The sequence below is a fragment of the Vibrio sp. KUL78 genome, from assembly GCF_059725505.1.
In genome coordinates this window covers 517,368-535,332 of sequence record NZ_AP045837.1, presented here as the reverse complement: position 1 = coordinate 535,332, position 17,965 = coordinate 517,368, and the positions used below count along the sequence as shown (strand labels likewise).

13 protein-coding genes, 1 other RNA gene and 1 pseudogene are annotated in these 17,965 nt (G+C 49.1%); 4 read left to right on the top strand and 11 right to left on the bottom strand.

All coding sequences use genetic code 11. From position 1 onward, the window contains the following. Positions 1–14: 14 nt before the first annotated feature. The 8 genes and pseudogenes from mraY to rsmI all read right to left on the bottom strand — a co-directional run bounded on the left by mraY (position 15) and on the right by rsmI (position 8,446). Positions 15–1,094, bottom strand: coding sequence for a phospho-N-acetylmuramoyl-pentapeptide-transferase (gene mraY / locus AC6I8Y_RS02725; protein ID WP_498020733.1), 1,080 nt, complete (start codon positions 1,092–1,094; stop codon positions 15–17). Continuing rightward, complete coding sequence (locus AC6I8Y_RS02720; RefSeq protein WP_498020732.1) at positions 1,091–2,455, bottom strand: UDP-N-acetylmuramoyl-tripeptide--D-alanyl-D-alanine ligase; 1,365 nt, start codon at positions 2,453–2,455, stop codon at positions 1,091–1,093. Before AC6I8Y_RS02720 ends, mraY begins: the two co-directional genes overlap by 4 nt. Continuing rightward, a pseudogene (murE, locus tag AC6I8Y_RS02715) lies at positions 2,452–3,952 on the bottom strand (UDP-N-acetylmuramoyl-L-alanyl-D-glutamate--2,6-diaminopimelate ligase). Before murE ends, AC6I8Y_RS02720 begins: the two are co-directional and overlap by 4 nt. A 10-nt stretch (positions 3,953–3,962) precedes the next feature. Beyond that, complete coding sequence (locus AC6I8Y_RS02710; RefSeq protein WP_394152987.1) at positions 3,963–5,699, bottom strand: penicillin-binding transpeptidase domain-containing protein; 1,737 nt, start codon at positions 5,697–5,699, stop codon at positions 3,963–3,965. Further along, positions 5,696–6,016, bottom strand: coding sequence for a cell division protein FtsL (gene ftsL / locus AC6I8Y_RS02705; RefSeq protein ID WP_042475995.1), 321 nt, complete (start codon positions 6,014–6,016; stop codon positions 5,696–5,698). Before ftsL ends, AC6I8Y_RS02710 begins: the two co-directional genes overlap by 4 nt. Positions 6,017–6,027: 11 nt before the next feature. Further along, complete coding sequence (gene rsmH, locus AC6I8Y_RS02700; protein ID WP_234494511.1) at positions 6,028–6,978, bottom strand: 16S rRNA (cytosine(1402)-N(4))-methyltransferase RsmH; 951 nt, start codon at positions 6,976–6,978, stop codon at positions 6,028–6,030. A 152-nt stretch (positions 6,979–7,130) separates the two neighbouring features. Beyond that, an RNA gene (rnpB, locus tag AC6I8Y_RS02695) (RNase P RNA component class A) lies at positions 7,131–7,537 on the bottom strand. A gap of 45 nt (positions 7,538–7,582) precedes the next feature. Next, positions 7,583–8,446 (bottom strand): 16S rRNA (cytidine(1402)-2'-O)-methyltransferase, encoded by an 864-nt coding sequence (gene rsmI, locus AC6I8Y_RS02690; RefSeq protein WP_252013444.1) that lies wholly within the window; start codon positions 8,444–8,446, stop codon positions 7,583–7,585. 62 nt (positions 8,447–8,508) lie between these two features. On the opposite strand from rsmI, the gene AC6I8Y_RS02685 reads away from it, so the two are divergent. Genes AC6I8Y_RS02685 through AC6I8Y_RS02670 form a run of 4 tightly spaced genes read left to right on the top strand, consistent with a single transcriptional unit; the run spans position 8,509 to position 12,061 of the window. After that, positions 8,509–10,410, top strand: a complete 1,902-nt coding sequence (locus tag AC6I8Y_RS02685; RefSeq protein ID WP_394152984.1) for a penicillin-binding protein activator — start codon at positions 8,509–8,511, stop codon at positions 10,408–10,410. Then, positions 10,373–10,762: a YraN family protein gene (locus tag AC6I8Y_RS02680; protein ID WP_042475983.1), complete on the top strand. Its 390-nt coding sequence runs from the start codon at positions 10,373–10,375 to the stop codon at positions 10,760–10,762. The genes AC6I8Y_RS02685 and AC6I8Y_RS02680 overlap by 38 nt, the downstream gene beginning before the upstream one ends. 2 nt (positions 10,763–10,764) lie before the next feature. Next, positions 10,765–11,355: a phosphoheptose isomerase gene (locus AC6I8Y_RS02675; RefSeq protein WP_234494514.1), complete on the top strand. Its 591-nt coding sequence runs from the start codon at positions 10,765–10,767 to the stop codon at positions 11,353–11,355. A gap of 10 nt (positions 11,356–11,365) precedes the next feature. Then, the gene (locus AC6I8Y_RS02670) at positions 11,366–12,061 is read left to right on the top strand and encodes a BON domain-containing protein (RefSeq protein WP_498021426.1); all 696 of its coding nucleotides are present in this window, start codon (positions 11,366–11,368) and stop codon (positions 12,059–12,061) included. 81 nt (positions 12,062–12,142) lie between these two features. Here AC6I8Y_RS02670 and ilvN read toward each other — a convergent pair whose 3' ends face one another. From ilvN to AC6I8Y_RS02655, 3 genes are all read right to left on the bottom strand, one after another. Continuing rightward, entirely contained in the window at positions 12,143–12,637 is a 495-nt protein-coding gene (gene ilvN, locus AC6I8Y_RS02665; protein WP_006072691.1) for an acetolactate synthase small subunit, read from the bottom strand. A 1-nt stretch (position 12,638) separates the two neighbouring features. After that, the gene (locus AC6I8Y_RS02660) at positions 12,639–14,375 is read right to left on the bottom strand and encodes an acetolactate synthase 3 large subunit (RefSeq protein ID WP_394152981.1); all 1,737 of its coding nucleotides are present in this window, start codon (positions 14,373–14,375) and stop codon (positions 12,639–12,641) included. 420 nt (positions 14,376–14,795) lie between these two features. Further along, positions 14,796–17,957, bottom strand: a complete 3,162-nt coding sequence (locus tag AC6I8Y_RS02655; protein ID WP_498020731.1) for an efflux RND transporter permease subunit — start codon at positions 17,955–17,957, stop codon at positions 14,796–14,798. Between the last annotated feature and the right edge of the window lie 8 nt (positions 17,958–17,965).

The following is a 17,965-nucleotide window of genomic DNA, read 5'->3' as shown; positions in this document are numbered from 1 at the left end:
GTCCCTATCTGAGATTAACGTACTTTCAGTGTGGCTAGACCAATCAGAACCAGCACAATAGAGATAATCCAGAAGCGAACGATAACACGCGGCTCTGGCCAACCTTTGAGTTCATAGTGGTGATGGATAGGCGCCATACGGAAGATGCGCTGACCACGAAGTTTGTATGAACCAACCTGAAGGATTACCGACAGTGTTTCCATCACGAACACGCCGCCCATGATGACCAACACAAACTCTTGACGCACAAGAACCGCGATCACACCCAGTGCACCACCAAGCGCCAATGAGCCCACATCACCCATAAACACTTGTGCTGGGTAGGTGTTAAACCATAGGAAACCTAGACCTGCACCAACCATTGCTGTACAAACCACAACTAGCTCAGAGGTGTACGGGATATACGGAATATGCAGATAGTTGGCGAAGTTTACGTTACCGGTTGCCCAGGCAATGACCGCGAAACCTGCCGCAACCAATACGGTTGGCATGATCGCTAGGCCATCGAGACCATCGGTGAGGTTTACCGCATTACTGGTACCTACGATAACGAAATAGGTAAAGACAATATAAAACAGTCCCATTTGTGGCATGACGTCTTTAAAGAATGGCACCACAAGTTGTGTCGCTGCTGTATCTTGGCCGTGAGCGTAAAGTGCAAAGGCAACAACCAAAGCAATCAAAGACTGCCAGAAGTACTTCCAACGAGCGATCAGACCATCGGTGTTCTTGCGCACTACTTTGCGATAATCATCAACAAAGCCGACGGCACCATAACCTAGCAGTACCGCTAGAACGGCCCAAACATATGGGTTACTCAGATCAGACCAAAGCAGCACGGTGACAGAAATCGCAAATAGGATCATCCCACCCATGGTTGGCGTGCCACGTTTACTAAAGTGCGACTCTGGACCTTCGTTACGAACAACTTGTCCAATTTGCAGCATTTGCAGACGGGCAATCATTTTTGGTCCCATCCACAAAGAAATTCCAAGAGCAGTTAATACACTGACAATGGCTCTGAATGACAAATATTCAAACAGACGAAAAAAAGAAAAGTATGGCTGTAGTAACTCTGCAAGCCAAATGATCATGTGTATTTCTCCTTCAGTGCATTGGCGATATTGAACATGCCTGCACTTAGCGCCCCTTTAACTAACAAAGTATGAGGGGTCTGGTTTAACTGTACTAATGTTCGCTCGATATATTCGAGCATGCTGTCGTGACTTTCAAAATGCTGTCCACTGCATAAGTCACTAATCACTTTTGCATCCTCACCATAGGTCAAAACGTGCTCAAAAGCGAAAGGAGCAGCATGTTCACCGACTTCTTTGTGAAGTGCAAGGCTTTCATGCCCTAATTCGGCCATGTTACCCAAAATCAACCAACGATGCGTTTGGGTAAACTGCCCGAGAAGATCGACGGCGGCTTTCATCGCAGGCACGCTGGCATTGTAGCTGTCGTCAATCAAGGTAATGGAGTCGTTAAGTTTTTCAACGTCAACGCGACGTTTCACTTTACTCAGTGATTGCAAACCGCTCTGGATCTGCTCATGCGTAGCGCCAACTTGCGTTGCTAACGCGGCTGCGGCAACCGCATTAGCCACGTTATGCTCACCAATCATGGTTAACTCTACTGAAACCGAACCCGTTGGTGTATGAAGTGTAAACAGCGGACTTCCGAGCGTTGACATGGTGATGTCAGAGGCATAATAGTCTGCGTTAACATTCTGTTTGGAAAAAGTAACCACACGTTTGTCAGCAAGCACCTCATTCCAATAGTCACCACCATTACTGTCAAGGTTGACCAAGGCAATACCACCCTTAGAAAGTCCTTGATAGATTTCACCTTTGGCTTGCTTTACGCCATCAATAGAACCAAAGCCTTCAAGGTGTGCCTCGGCAACATTATTGACAATAGCGACATCCGGTTGAGTCAGCGCCGTCGTGTAAGCAATTTCACCGATGTGGTTTGCACCGAGCTCGATAACCGAGAACTCATCTTGAAGTGTATTGCGAAGTAAGGTGAGTGGCACTCCGATGTCGTTGTTAAAGTTACCTGCCGTGTAGAGCACCTGCCCTTTACTCGACAAGATGCTGGCAATCATTTCTTTGACCGTGGTTTTGCCACAACTTCCCGTAATGGCAAGGGTCTTGGTTTGGCAACGCTTGTGAACTTCTGCGCCAAGCTGCCCTAATGCTCGCTTACTGTCGGTGACCACGATTTGCGCCACCGAGACATCGAGCTCTCTTTCAACTATCAGTGCCGCCGCACCTTTATCCACGGCTTGCTCAGCAAAATCATGAGCATCAAAGCGTTCACCAACCAGCGCGATGAATAGCGCGCCGGCTTCGATCGCTCGCGTGTCTGTGGTGACATCCGTGATATGGACAGATTCACCGACTAGCTGACCATCGACGATGGCTGCAATATCCGTTAACGAAAGTTCAATCATAATGTGAGTCCTAGTAACTGCGCTGCGGTTTCTCTGTCTGAGTAGTGAACGGAATCAGTGCCAATCACCTGATAGTCTTCGTGACCTTTACCAGCAAGCAGAATAATGTCTGAGGCGGTCGCATTTCGCACCGCCAACTGCGCGGCCTCAAAACGAGAATGTTCAACGTAAGCACGACTTGGTTCACGCATTCCCGCCAGCATGTCCTCAACAATCGCTTTAGGATCTTCGCTGCGGGGATTGTCATCACTTAAAATCACTTTATCCGCTAATTGCTCTGCGATAGACGCCATCATTGGGCGTTTACCTTTATCTCGGTCACCGCCACATCCAGCGATCACCCAAAGCTGTCCTTCACAATGCACTCTTAGCGCCTGCAATGCCTTTTCGAGTGCATCTGGTGTATGCGCATAATCCACTACAATTTTGGGCTTATCTAACGCTTGGAAAAGCTCCATGCGACCCAAAACAGGCTGAAGTTTACAGGCAGTTTCGGTAAGCGCTTGTTTATCAAAGCCAAGGACCAGGAGCGCTGCGAACGCCAGTAACACATTACTAGCATTAAACTGACCAATAAGCGGCGCATCAAGTTTACCGCTGCCAAAGTAGCCATCAAATTCTATCGAGATGCCGCCATCACTGTAATGCACCGATGTCGCCCATAACCCTTTTTCGCTGAGCTGATGACCTTCGACAGAAACGGCAATCGCATCACTGCGATCAGAAAGCCAGCGACGGCCAACCTCATCATCGACGTTCAGCACGGCGTGCTCGCAATGATGCCCCGTAAACAGTAGCTTTTTCGCCTCTTCATAGCCTTGCATCGTGCCATGGTAATCCAGATGGTCGCGACTAAGGTTAGTAAAAATACCCAGAGAGAAAGGAACCGCCGCTACGCGCCCTTGAACCAAACCATGGGACGAGACCTCCATTGCCGTGTATTGCGCACCTTGGCTATCCAACTGGGATAGAGTGCGCTGAACGTCAATCGCGCTGCCAGTGGTATTTTTCGCTTCTTGCAGATCGCTTAAGAAACCATTGCCCGTGGTGCCCATGATGGCGGCTTTCTCGCCAAGCAGTTCAATCCACTGCGCAATAAGCTGAGTGATCGTCGTTTTACCATTGGTGCCCGTAACACCAATCACTTGTTGCTGGTACTGATAAAAGACGCGCTGCGATCACCGATAGCAAGCTGTCGAGCTGATAGATATGAACAACAGGTACATCGTGAACGTAACTGATTTCGCCATGTTTGTGCTCAGCATCTGCCTGCGCAATAACAGACTTGGCGCCAGATTGAACTGCACGCTCGATAAACAAGCGACCATCGACAGTGTGACCGATAATCGCCACAAAGGTATCACCTTGTTCAATCGCACGACTATCAAGTTCCAAGTTAGACACCTCGATTGTGCCCAGAGAACTATCTGTCATCAGCTTGTTGCTGTCATCAAGCCATGGTTTTAATAGCTTTGCCAATGTCAAAGAGGTCAACATTGCTTCTCACCTATTGCTGAAATTGGTTTTCGTCGGGAGCGACATTCAGTATCTGTAGCGCTCCTTTCATGATTTCGGAAAATACCGGACCCGCTACGGCACCGCCATAATATTGGTCACCTTGTGGTTCATTGATGACCACAACCAAGGCAATGCGTGGGTCGCTCACTGGGGCAACACCTGAGGTGATCGCTACATACTCATCGCTATAGCCACCCGCTGCCGCCTTTCTTGATGTACCGGTTTTTGCAGCAACTCGATAGCCAGGCACGGCTGCTCTCGTAGCCGTACCTCCCGGCTGAGTGACCGCTTCTAGCATATGCAAAACCGACATCGCGTCGTCGTGATCAATGACCTGCTTTGACAGGTCTTGCTGGTTATTTTCAATAATATGCACAGGCTGGTATAAGCCACCATTGCCCAGCGTCGCATAAGCATGAGCAAGCTGAAGAGGCGTGATGGAGATGCCGTAGCCAAACGCTAGAGTCGCGATTTCAAACTGCGACCAGCGGCGTCGATTCGGGAAGATACCAGTGGTTTCACCGACGAGGTTGAGGCCAGAGAGTTGGCCATAGCCGATTGAGCTATACATGCCAAGTAGCGCCTCTAACGGCATGTCTAACGCCAGTTTAGCGACACCGATGTTACTCGACTTTTGCAGAATCTTAGCGAGGTTCGCTTTGCCAACCTTTGAGGTATCGCGTACGCGACTGCCACCAATTTGCATGATGCCATTGCCGGTATCGATAATGGTATTTTCATCGGCAATCCCAGCTTCTAAAGCCGCTAGCACCACAAACGGCTTAACAGTAGAACCTGGCTCCATAGCGTCGGTGATCACTCGGTTACGCATGGTAAATGATTGGCGAGAAGAGCGGTTATTCGGGTTGTACGATGGGGCATTGACCATGGCTAGCACGCCACCCGTTTTCACGTCTATGATGACGGCGCTGCCAGACGTCGCACGATAATCTGCTACCGCTTGCTTAACAGCACGATAAGCGATCGCCTGAAGTCTTTGGTCGACAGTCAGTTCGAGCGGCTTGCCTTCCTCTCTATCTTCCAGAGATATATTTTCTACCACACGCCCGTAACGGTCTTTACGAATAATGCGCTTGCCAGCTTCACCCGTCAGCCACTTGTCGTAACTTCGCTCCACCCCTTCAAGGCCATGCCCATCAATACCTGTTACGCCGACCAAGTGAGCACTAACCTCGCCCGCTGGGTAGTAACGTCTTGACTCGGCTTTCAGCCCAACACCTGAGAGTTTCAGCTCTTTAATGTACTTTGCCATTGCAGGGCTTACTTGGCGTTGCAGGTAGATAAATCGGCGGGATTTGTTTTTATTGATTTTAGCGATCAAGTCATCTCGGTCGAGGCCGAGAACATCAGCAAGGGCATGCCAGCGGTCAAGCTGTTTTAGACCATCGTCTTTGAAAATGGTAGCGGGATCGGCCCACACTGCCTGCACAGGTACACTAACTGCCAGGGGCTCACCGTTTCTGTCTGAGATGATGCCGCGCGCAGACGGCAGCGCTTTAACACGCACAGAGCGTAAATCGCCCTGCTTAATCAGGTTGTCAGGCTCGATAACTTGGATGTAGCCGATACGCACGATAAGCGCGGCAAAGATAAGAAGCACGCCACCCATAATAAGGCGAAAACGCCAAGCAATGAGCTCTGGCTGGGTAGCTGCTTGCTGAGATTGTTTCTTGTTGGAAGACTTAACGACTTTTTTGCCTTTCATTTCAGGGAAACCACTACTTCCTTGTCTGCGTCTGGGCGCGTCATATCTAACTCTTGTTTCGCCATAGCCTGCACTCGGCTATGCTCTGAAAGCGCATTTTCTTCAAGTAAGAGGTTGCGCCACTCGTTATCAAGCCGCTCACGCTCCTGAAGCGCAAGATCTTTTTCATTAATGGCTTCACGCGTGTGATGGGTTGCAAATACCACCCCCATCGCTGTTGCGAATATCATCAAGAAGACCATGAGCGGTATACGCCCTACCGTGATGATATCTAAGGCAATCAGTTTCGCGAGATTGTGAGTCGGCTGGTTAGACATCCCGTCATCCGTTACAGTTTTTCCGCCACGCGAAGTACAGAGCTGCGTGAGCGAGTGTTCATTTCCACTTCTTGATCAGAAGGCTTTAGCGCCTTACCGATTGTTTTAAGGTTAGCGCTGCCAAGTGCACGAATTTGGTCTTCCGTCATTGGAATACCATGTGGCACCTGTGGACCCTTACTCTCTTTGCGCATAAAGTGCTTAACCATGCGATCTTCTAGCGAGTGAAAGCTGATCACTGACAGTCGCCCCTGTGGAGCAAGAATGCTTGCCGCCCCTTTAAGCGCAGTGTCGATCTCTTCTAGTTCGCTATTGATATAAATGCGAAATGCTTGGAATGCACGCGTTGCCGGATGCTTCTTCTCTTTGAAGCTCTTTGGCGCAGCTTCTGAAATCAACTTCGCTAGCTGACTCGTGCGCGTCAGCGGCTCTTTCTCTTCGTCTTCACGATGAGCAACAATCGCTTTTGCGATGCGGCGAGCGTGCTTGTCTTCACCAAACTCACGAATCACCCAAGTAATGTCATCAAGATCAGCTTGCGCCAACCATTCAGAAACGGGCATACCGGACGTTGGATCCATACGCATATCCAATGGGCCATCTTTCATAAAGCTAAAGCCGCGCTCTGCGTCATCAAGCTGAGGTGAAGAGACACCAAGGTCGAGCAACACACCATCGACTTTCCCTACTAGGTCATAGCGCTCTGCGTATTCAGCCATGCCAGAGAATGGACCATGGATAATGGTAAAACGAGGATCGTCGATCTTTTTTGCTTCTTCGATAGCCGTCGGATCGCGGTCAATACTGAATAGGCGACCGTTGTCACCCAATTGTGAAAGAATCTGACGACTGTGACCACCGCGACCGAACGTTCCATCAATGTAAGTTCCATCCGGTTTGATCGCTAGACCATCAATGGATTCGTGAAGTAGTACCGAAATGTGTTGAAAGGATTCGCTCATGGGTGATCTCGAGAGTTGCTTGGGCAAAGATGACAAGTTTACTGATTTACTGCAGTAACGTCATCTGGTTAAGTTCAGCCTATCGTAAAGATAGGTGATAAAAAAGCAAAAAACCCATCACAAAATCAATTTGTAATGGGTTTTTCTATAATAGGTGAAGTTGACCTGTAAGCCGGGTTCTGTATCCGCCGAAGCGGTGATAGCCATTCGTCTAGGCCAGCAATCGCTCACTGGCTCGAGCAACCTACCCGCCCCCTTACGCGAGCCACGCAATGTGGGGGCCTATTTGGTCTTGCTCCGGGTGGAGTTTACCTTGCAACGAACTATTGCTAGTCGCCCGGTGCGCTCTTACCGCACCCTTTCACCCTTACCTGTGCTCCTTCCGAAGAAATGGAGCCATCGGCGGTCTTCTCTCTGCTGCACTTGTCGTAGGCTTTCGCCCCCCAGGCGTTACCTGGCACCCTGCTCTGTGGAGCCCGGACTTTCCTCCCCTCCGTCAGTCTCCCCCAAGACAAGCTCAAGGGGACGTCAACGAAGCAGCGACTATCCGGTCAACTTCAGGGCGCGGATTGTAGCGAAGCGAGCAAGATTACTCAATGTTTTTCTAGGATAAGTTTTCCAAACCCCATTTATAGAGGGCGTTCTTCTTGAGGTTATAGATCTCAGCCGTCGCAGCAGCGGCTTTCTTTAACGGCAGTTCTTTGACCAATATTGCCAAGGTACGCGTCGCGTCATCAGGCAGTTCTTCGTTCACTGGCTCTCTGTGTCCATGAATCAGCAGCACCATCTCGCCGCGCTTACGGTTTTCATCTTCTTCAATCCATTCAATCAGCTCACCTAATGGCAAACCTTGAATCGTTTCGTAAGTCTTGGTGAGTTCTCTAGCCAGTACTACCTCGCGCTCAGGACCGAGCACGTCCAACATATCAGCGAGGGACTCGGTGATTCGGTGCGGTGATTCATAGAAGATGCAAGTACGCTCAGCCTTGGCGATCTCCATAAATTTATCTTTGCGCCCCTTGCTCTTCGCTGGCAAAAAGCCTTCAAAACTAAAGCGATCAGATGGCAGACCAGAGGCACTCAACGCCGTGATCACCGCACATGCACCAGGTAATGGCACAACTTTAACGCCTGCTTGACGACATTGAGAGACCAAATGATACCCTGGGTCACTAATTAGCGGAGTCCCTGCATCAGAAACCAATGCAATAGATTCCCCCGCTAGAAGTTTATCGACTAAAACTTGCGCTTTTTGCTGCTCATTGTGATCATGCAGCGCAAATGTTCTAGTTTGAATATTGAAGTGAGACAGAAGCTTGCCTGTGTGGCGCGTATCTTCAGCAGCAATAATGTCGACGCTATTAAGCACATCTAGCGCTCTTTGTGTGATATCACCGAGATTTCCGATCGGTGTCGGTACAATAAAGAGCGTTGGTTGCTCAATATAAGTAGTTTTGTTGCTTGTCATTTGTTTACCAGCACTTCAACGATTAATATAATGATTTTACACGAATAGTGATTAAAGAGCTCATGGCAATGATGAACCCAAAGAGAAATAGTGTAACACGCCTACTGACTCCAATTGCATTGGCTTTGACCATTGCCGCTTGTTCTTCCCAGCCAAGCGCCCCTGCGAGCGTAGACATCACCCTTGCACCGACAGCCTCATCAGAGACTTATCTGATGCGCGCGGACGCCGATCAAGGTGGATTTGCCAATGAGTGGTTAATTTTAGCGCTTAAGGCTTCTATCCAAGAAGGTAACTACGAGCAAGCTCAAAGGCTCTCTAATCGCTTAGCGAAACAAAATCTAACAACTATTCAGCAAGCTGAATGGCAACTTGCTCGAGCTGAGCTAAACCTTGCTCAAGGTAAAGCGCAAGATGCTTACCTACAGCTTAACTTCCCTGTTGAGTGGCCACTGGCCCAGCAACAGTGGCAGCGCTACTACCAACTTCGCGCGCAAAGCCTAGCGGCGATGGGCGACTACTTCGAGGCAAGCCGCGAGCTGATCGCGATGTCAGGCTTCGCTCCACGTGACCAGCAAGAAGCCATTAATGCCGATATCTGGAACAACCTAAACCAGTACTCTGCTCAAGACCTTTCAACATTGGTTGCTGAGCCGAAAGAAGAAGTGCTTGATGGGTGGTTACAATTAGCGACGTACATGAAAGCAATGGGCGGCTCTCTGCCTCAGCTTCAGAACACCTTGCAGAACTGGCTGACGGAAAACCCAACTCACCCAGCGGCTGTCTACACACCGCAAAGCATCTACGACATACTAAACCTCGAGATTTCTTCACCGCACAGTACTGCGCTTCTGTTGCCACTGTCTGGCAAGTACGCAAAACAAGCTGCGCTGGTCCGTGATGGATTTATGATGGCGATGATGGATGACGAAGTGCGCGATCCAGAAGCCATCTTCACTGTCATCGATACTAACGAAGCGACACCGAGTGACATCAAAGCAAAACTTGTCGCCAATGGTGTCGATTTCATCGTTGGTCCGCTTGTAAAAGAGAATGTTGAAAAGCTTCAGCAGGCTCAGCAGAACTCAGAAACACCGATTCCAGCACTTGCGCTCAATATCCCAAACGATATCGAACCATCGCAAATGATGTGTTACTTAACACTGTCACCCGAGCAAGAAGTTGCACAGGCAGCACAACATTTAGCAAAGAATGACTATTCATTCCCGCTAATCATTGCGCCTCAAGGCAATCTAGGTAACCGCGTCGCGAAAGCATTTGAGGAAGAATGGTCCAAAGTGAGTGAGAACAAGGTTGCGGTCGCACAATATGCGAACCGTGCTCAGCTCCAGAAAACCATTAACAATGTGTTTGGTCTTCAAGAGAGTCAGCAGCGTATCGCACAAATGGAAGCGCTAACAGGGATGAAGCTTGAGAATCAACCGCGTAGCCGCCGTGATGTCGATTCAGTCTACATTGTCGCGAATAACGCCGATCTTACTTTGATCAAACCGTTTATCGAAGTGGCGATTAACCCAGATGCACCGCAGCCTAAGCTGTTTGCAGACTCTCACAGCCACAGCGAGAAGCGCCAATACGAAGACCTCACTGGTGTGGTATACAGTGATATTCCGCTGCTCGTTAATGAAGATTCTGAGCTTGATGCTCAAATGAACAAGTTCTGGCCTAAGAGCTCAAATGCAGAGAAGCGCCTCCAAGCACTTGGCATGGACGCGTACACGCTAACGAAAGAGCTACCGCAACTAAAAGCGGTTGAGGGCTACTCAGTAGATGGTCAAACTGGCGTGCTTACGCTTGACCAAAGCTGTATCGTACAGCGCCAAATTTCATGGGGCGTATACGGCGAAACCAAACCAGCTGCTGAGCAAGAAGCGACAGCAGAACCCGCTCAGGATGAGAGTACCGATGACATTGCTGCCCTGGAACAAACCGTCAGCGAGTAAGCGTGCCGTCGGCAAAAACTATGAGGAACTCGCCAAAGACTACCTTGGTCGACAAGGTTTAGTTCCTCTTACTGACAACTTCACGGTAAAATGTGGCGAAGTCGACCTCATCATGCGCGACAAGTCGAGCATTGTCTTCATTGAAGTTAAGTATCGACGCAATCAAAACTATGGCACGGCCCAAGAGATGGTGACACGTGCCAAAGCCAAAAAGATTGAGAAAGCAGCGACGCTGTGGCTACTCAAAAATGGCTTATCACCCTATGACACCGAATTTCGATTTGATGTGGTTGCCATCCACGAACAAGGCAATGATATCAACTGGATAAAAAACGCGATCACTCAAGGATAACCATGCGCGATAGCATCAAAGAAAGTTTTACTGAAAGCATTCAAATTCAAATAGCAGCGGCAGAAGCCCTGCCAGACGTCATCACTCACGCCGCCCAGGCCATGGTTGCAACGCTGCTGAATGGCAACAAGATCCTATGCTGCGGCAATGGCGGGTCGGCCTCCAACGCGCAGCAGTTCGTATCATGCCTCCTTAACCGCTTCGAAACAGAGCGTCCTAGCCTTCCGGCAATGACACTGACGGCAGATAACACCACCATGACAGCGGTTGCCAACGACTATAACTTTGAGGATATCTTTGCCAAGCAAGTGCGCGCATTTGGACAGACTGACGATATCCTGCTTGCTATCTCTACCAGTGGAAACAGCAAGAATGTCATCAAAGCGATGGAAGCAGCGGTTACGCGCGGGATGACCATCATCGCCTTCACAGGTAAAGATGGCGGCGAAATGGCAGGTCTGCTCGGCGAGAACGATGTGGAAATTCGAATTCCTTCACACCGCACGGCGCGCATTCATGAGGTTCACATGGTGACTTTGCACTGCTTGTGTGACCTTATTGACCAAGTTCTATTCCCGTCTCACGAAGAGTAATAGCATGAAGATGTATAAAGCGATCACGCTCCTAATGGTGAGTGTCATGATGTCAGGCTGTGCTGGATTGTTTGTCGCTGGCGCAGCAACAACGGTTAACCTAGTCACCGACACACGCAGCGCAAAAGAGATCTGGAATGACAGCGCCCTTGAGTCTGAAGTGGCTGGCATGGGCAATAAAGCCCCTTACGTGGGCAATGTTCGAGTCGTTGCTAGCTCACAGCGCGGCACGGTTGTGCTAATGGGTCAGGCGAACACCGAGGCTCTGAGCAGTCAACTTGAGAGCCAAGTGAAGGGATTGAGCGGTGTCAAACGTGTCTACAACCAGATTCGCATCAAACAACCACTGAGCTTCACCCAAATCAGCAATGACAGCTGGCTAACGACCAAGGTCAAGTCGGCACTGCTTACTGATCAAAGACTTAACGGCGTAAAAGTCAAAGTCATTACCGAAGACAGCGAAGTTTTCTTGCTAGGCTATGTATCTAAAGAGCACGCCGATATTGCTACTGAACTTGCTCGCAACGTATCGGGTGTAAAGCAGGTTATTCGAGCATTCCAATTCAGTGAGCAACAAGAGAAGCTCAATACAGAAGCAGAGGCTGAGCCGGCACAAGTTGAAGAAACGCCTCAACCTCAAGAAGAGGAAGAAGAGATGCGACCTATCATCGAAGAGCCTGCACCATTTGTTGAGATTGAAGGCTAATCGATGACCTTCAGTTAGATAACGAGTTAGATAACAAAAAAGCCAGTCCTGAGACTGGCTTTTTTCATGCTGCTAGAAGCGCTATGGCTTTAGCGCTCGTTCACCACGAGCAATACCGACAATACCGCTTCGAGCCACCTCAACCACATCAGTGACCTCAGACAAAGCCGAGACAAACGCATCGAGTTTTTCCGCCGTACCAGCAAGCTGCACCGTATACTGAGATGCCGTTACATCAACGATCTGACCACGGAAGATGTCTGCCGTACGTTTCACTTCTGCACGAGCAAAGCCACTTGCCTTAACCTTCACCATCATTAGCTCACGCTCGATGTGGTCAAACTCCGTCACTTCTTGAACTTTCAATACATCAATAAGCTTATGAAGCTGCTTCTGGATCTGTTCAAGCTCCATTTCATCCGACTCAGTGGTGATGTTGAGTCGCGATAGTGTCTCGTCATCGGTTGGCGACACGTTCAAAGATTCGATGTTGTAACCACGCTGAGAGAATAAGCCAACAACGCGAGACAGTGCGCCAGGTTGGTTTTCCATTAGTAGCGAAATGATATGTCTCATATTAGGTTCTCTCCGTCTTGCTTAGCCACATCTTGTGCATGCCTTCCCCTTTGATTTGCATAGGGTAAACGTGCTCGGTCTCGTCAACATTGATATCAACGAAGACTAGGCGGTCTTTCATTTCTAATGCTTTTTTCAGACCTGATTCCAGCTCACTTGGATTCGAGATTCGAATACCAACGTGTCCATACGCTTCTGCAATCGCAGCGAAATCAGGAACAGAGTCCATATATGAGTTAGAGTGACGCCCTTGATAAATAATATCTTGCCACTGTTTCACCATCCCTAAGAAACGGTTGTTTAGGTTGATGATCTTAACTGGAACGTCGTATTGCATTGCCGTAGACAGCTCCTGAATATTCATCTGAATACTACCATCACCTGTCACGCACACGACCTCTTCATCTGGGTAGGCAAATTTAACACCCATGGCCGCAGGGAAGCCAAAGCCCATGGTGCCCAGACCACCTGAATTAATCCATCGACGAGGCTTGTTAAACGGATAGTAGAGCGCTGCAAACATCTGGTGCTGACCGACATCGGAAGCAACAAACGCGTCTCCACCCGTCAGCTTGTGCAGCACTTCAATAACCTGTTGCGGCTTGATGCGCTCTTCTGAGGTTTCATAGCCAAGACAATTGCGCTCCTTCCATCCCGCAATATCATCCCACCACGAATTGAGTGCAGCTTCATCGTTCGTGCCACCCTGCTCGACAAGCAGTTTGAGCATGGTCTCAAGTACCACGTCTGCTGAGCCCACGATAGGTAAGTCTGCGCGTACATTTTTCGAGATAGACGATGGGTCTATATCAATATGAACAACCTTAGCGTCAGGGCAGTACTTATCTAGATTGTTGGTGGTTCGGTCATCAAAGCGAACCCCCACGCCGAAAATTAGGTCGGCATTATGCATAGCTAGGTTTGCTTCGTATGTACCGTGCATACCTAGCATGCCCAAAGAATTCTTATGTGTACCAGGGAAGGCACCCAGCCCCATCAAGGTACTCACTACTGGCAGGTTCAAGGTTTCTGCCAATTTGACGATGTGTTGGTCCGCTTCTGACATGATGGCACCACCACCCACGTAAAGAACCGGCTTTTTCGCCTCTAAGATCGCCTTAAGTGCTTTTTTGATCTGCCCTTTGTGCCCAGATAGTGTCGGGTTATAAGAGCGCATCTTGATCGCTTCTGGATACTCGTAAGGGAACTTAATCTGCGGATTCATCACATCCTTTGGTATATCCACAACAACCGGTCCTGGACGACCTGTTGAGGCGATATAAAAGGCTTTTTTCAGTGTCTCTGGGATATCTTCCGCACGCTGCAATAGGAAGCTGTGCTTAACCACAGGGCGTGATACACCAACCATGTCACACTCTTGGAATGCATCGTTACCAATAAGGTTATTTGGTACGTTACCAGACAGCACAACCATAGGGATCGAGTCCATATAGGCGGTTGCGATACCCGTGATCGTATTGGTCGCACCTGGGCCTGAACACACAAGTACTACGCCCGGTTTACCTGTGGCGCGCGCATAGCCATCGGCCATATGCGTAGCGGCTTGTTCATGACGTACGAGAACGTGTTGGATGTTTTCGCGCTTTTCGTGTAGCGCATCGTAGATATCGAGAACGGAACCACCTGGGTAGCCAAAGATCTGTTGTACACCCTCGTCAATCAAAGATTGCACGATCATCTCTGCGCCAGATAGCATTTCTGGGGTTGAATCTACCATATTGTCTCCTTACCAGTCACCTCAACAATTAGGTCCTTGCTGAGCTGGCATTACATAGTTAGGTCTTATTCGTAGCCTAAATCGAAATTACTCACTTTCGGCTATGTCACATAGCTTGTCATAACAAGCAGTATGTTTACGCAACAACTTTAACGCTTTATTTGCATCAGGTCTAACCCGACAAACATCGCAAAAAACACACTTCCCTCTGAAATAGCCTAATCGCCAACATTTGTTACAGAGCGAAGCCAAGACACAACCAAACCATCGACATAACCTCGTAAATTCAGAGTAAAATTCTAGATAACAAATCAAAATATGGCACAAACCTATCAGCTGTCCTGATTATTTACTTGAAACGACTCTTGCAAGCCAATAAAAAAGCCCCATCTCAAAAATCGAAAATGGGGCTTTGGAAGCTTAGGCAGCCTTAACGGGCTTTTTTTCAGGTTTTGACCTCAACTTTCGCAGTGTTCGGCTGAGTATTGAGGGCTTCTTTTCCTGCTGCTCAGTTCGACCTAGCATCAGCAGACACGGCGTCAGAACCAGTGTCAGTACTGTCGCAAATGCCAATCCACCAGCAACCGCCGTTGCAAGTTGAGACCACCACTGGGTGCTCGGTGCACCAAACTCTATCTTTTGATTGATCAAGTCAACGTTCATCTCTAGAACCATAGGCATCAAACCGAGTATGGTGGTCACAGTGGTCAAAAGCACCGGACGCAAACGCTGCACCCCTGTACGTAGAATCGCATCGCGCTTCTCTAGGCCACGCTTAATAAGCTGGTTATAGGTATCAATCAAAACAATATTGTTGTTGACCACAATCCCCGCCAGAGCGATCACACCAATACCAGACATGATGATGCCAAATGGACGCTGGAACACCAACAGACCTGCAAACACCCCGACCGTTGAGAAGATAACCGCACTCAAAATAAGCAAGGCTTGGTAGAAGCTGTTGAACTGAGTTATCAAGATAAGCGCCATCACAGCTAATGCGACCATAAAGGCACTTTGCAAAAACTCAGAAGAATTCTTCTGCTCTTCATTTTGCCCTTTGATCTTGAACTCGACACCGCTTGGTAGCGCAATACCATTAAGCTGTTCAATAAACCCTGGCAGCTCAACCGCAAGGTTATAGCCTTCTGCCATATCCGCTTGAACACTAATGATACGAATACCATCGAGACGATTAATCGTATCTTGTTTCGGCTCTGGCGTGATCTGGGCGAAGTTGGTGATAGGTACCAATCCAGCTGGTGTTTTCACTCTCAGCTCATCAAACCGCCCTATGTCACGATGCTCTTCTGGGAAGCGCACCAAGATATCCACTTCTTCTGTGGAGTCATCAGGAAGGTAATCACCAATCTTTAGACCATTAGTCACAAACTGAACCGTGTTACCCACCAAGGTAGCATCGGCAGCAAAGCGCGCCGCGTCATCGCGGCTTATGTCTATCTGCCAATCAATACCCGGTTTATTAGAGGTATCGCTGATATTGGTCAGCTTGTCATTACCATCAGCCCAGCGGCGAACGGTTTTAGCGGCTTCATCTAGACCATCTGGGAATCGAGCGGACAGCTCAATCACCAGATCATGTTCAACCGGAGGACCCGCGTCAGGGAACTTATATTCAATCTCGACCCCAGCGAATTGATCGGTGGTCTGTTTGAGCTCCTCAATAATGGCATTCACTTTACGGCGATATTGCCAATCCACTGGCGTTATCTGAATGACACCGATCTCATCCTTGCCGCCTGTTTTGGTATAGACGCTTTCAAACTCATCATGCCCAAGCATCACCTTCTCAACCACACTCATCACTTCGTCTTTCTCATTGATAGACAAATCACCGTGTGAACGCACTTTAACGTTAAAGTAAGGAGGATCCACTTCTGGGAAGAACTCTGCCCCGAGACCCGCCTTGTTGTAGGCAAAGCCCACGCCAATCGCCATGGCAATCGCCAACAATAGGATTTTTAATGGATGACCCAGAGCGATATTCAGTGTGTGGTAGTAGAGTTTGGTGATCCCGGTGGCTTTATCAAACTGTCCCTCATGCAGTGCCACCATCTTGGTTTGCTGAGCTTTAGAGACATATTGAGGCTTACCAATAAGACCGCCCAGCACTGGCACAAACAGCAGCGCCATAACAAGGGATGCCGTTAGCGTGGCAATCAAGGTCATTGGTAGGTACTTCATGAACTCGCCGGTAATATCGGGCCAGAATAGCAATGGGGCAAACGCTGCCAATGTCGTCGCTGTCGAGGCGGTGATCGGCCACGCCATTCGCTTCGCCGCATCTCGATACGCCTCTTTTCGCGGTGTGCCCTCTTGCATTCGCCTATCGGCAAACTCGGTAACCACGATCGCGCCGTCCACCAACATACCAACAGCCATAATAAGAGAGAACAGCACTATGATGTTGACGGTGAGCCCAAATACCGACAGCACTAAGAGGCCAGTTAAGAAGGAACCCGGAATCGAGATCCCAACCAATAGAGCAGTTCGAACGCCAAGGATCGCGATAATCACGATAACAACGAGGATAATGGCGGAAAGGATGTTGTTTTGCAGATCATTGAGCATGATCTTTACATCTTTCGACTCATCTTTGGTGAACTTCACCTGCAGGTTATTCGGCCACTCATCTCGTAGCTGAGCTTGTCTCAGCACTTCTTTGACCAAAGTCACCGTTTCGATGATGTTCTCGCCTGCTCGCTTTTTCACATCCAGAACAACAGCTGAGCGGCCATCAAGACGGGCGAAACTGTCTGGGTCACGAAAGGCTCTACGTACAGTCGCCACGTCACCAAAGGTAATGACCTGCTTACCATCAACCTTAACAGGCAGCTCCAACACATCTTTTAAGCTATTGAAAACGGAAGGCACTTTCACCGAGAAGCGGCCGTAACCTGTATCAACAAAACCCGCTGCTACGACACGGTTGTTTAGCGCAATCAGGTTATAGATATCACCTTGATCGAGCCCGTAGCTCTCCATCAGCAGCGGATCGACCACGATCTCAACGATGTCTTCACGATCACCGGCAATATCCACTTCAAGGACTTGTCTGTAGCTTTCCAATTTGTCACGAAGCTGTCTCGCTAATTGCACTATGGTCCTCTCGGGAACGGTGCCGTATAGCACGACAGACAGCACAGGCTGTTGAGAGGCAAAGGTCACTTCGTTGACCGTTGGCTCGTCGCTGTCTTCTGGTAGCTTAGGTTTGGCCAGATCAACCGCATCTCTGACGTCAGCCATAGCCTTGGTAAGATCAACGCCAACGTTGAACTCCAGGGTGACAGAGCCGTGACCTTCTGATGCCACCGCTGTCATCTCCTTTACGCCTTCAATGGAACGAAGCTCTTTTTCTAGCGGCCTGACAAGAAGTCGCTCAGCATCATCAGGCGATATTCCTTGGTGTCCGACAGAGACATAGATGATTGGTATTGTAATATCCGGACTAGACTCTTTAGGAATCGTGTTATAGGTCACCACACCGGCAATCAGGATCATGACCAGGAGAGTGAGCATGGTTCTGGCGCGAGACAGCGCCGCATCAATCAATGAATACATGCTGCCCC

What these genes read in the sequence shown, in the direction of transcription:
- mraY (WP_498020733.1), bottom strand. Translation starts at nt 1,094, where the DNA reads ATGATCATTTGGCTTGCAGAGTTACTACAGCCATACTTTTCTTTTTTT.
- AC6I8Y_RS02720 (WP_498020732.1), bottom strand. Translation starts at nt 2,455, where the DNA reads ATGATTGAACTTTCGTTAACGGATATTGCAGCCATCGTCGATGGTCAG.
- AC6I8Y_RS02710 (WP_394152987.1), bottom strand. Translation starts at nt 5,699, where the DNA reads ATGAAAGGCAAAAAAGTCGTTAAGTCTTCCAACAAGAAACAATCTCAG.
- ftsL (WP_042475995.1), bottom strand. Translation starts at nt 6,016, where the DNA reads ATGTCTAACCAGCCGACTCACAATCTCGCGAAACTGATTGCCTTAGAT.
- rsmH (WP_234494511.1), bottom strand. Translation starts at nt 6,978, where the DNA reads ATGAGCGAATCCTTTCAACACATTTCGGTACTACTTCACGAATCCATT.
- rsmI (WP_252013444.1), bottom strand. Translation starts at nt 8,446, where the DNA reads ATGACAAGCAACAAAACTACTTATATTGAGCAACCAACGCTCTTTATT.
- AC6I8Y_RS02685 (WP_394152984.1), top strand. Translation starts at nt 8,509, where the DNA reads ATGGCAATGATGAACCCAAAGAGAAATAGTGTAACACGCCTACTGACT.
- AC6I8Y_RS02680 (WP_042475983.1), top strand. Translation starts at nt 10,373, where the DNA reads ATGACATTGCTGCCCTGGAACAAACCGTCAGCGAGTAAGCGTGCCGTC.
- AC6I8Y_RS02675 (WP_234494514.1), top strand. Translation starts at nt 10,765, where the DNA reads ATGCGCGATAGCATCAAAGAAAGTTTTACTGAAAGCATTCAAATTCAA.
- AC6I8Y_RS02670 (WP_498021426.1), top strand. Translation starts at nt 11,366, where the DNA reads ATGTATAAAGCGATCACGCTCCTAATGGTGAGTGTCATGATGTCAGGC.
- ilvN (WP_006072691.1), bottom strand. Translation starts at nt 12,637, where the DNA reads ATGAGACATATCATTTCGCTACTAATGGAAAACCAACCTGGCGCACTG.
- AC6I8Y_RS02660 (WP_394152981.1), bottom strand. Translation starts at nt 14,375, where the DNA reads ATGGTAGATTCAACCCCAGAAATGCTATCTGGCGCAGAGATGATCGTG.
- AC6I8Y_RS02655 (WP_498020731.1), bottom strand. Translation starts at nt 17,957, where the DNA reads ATGTATTCATTGATTGATGCGGCGCTGTCTCGCGCCAGAACCATGCTC.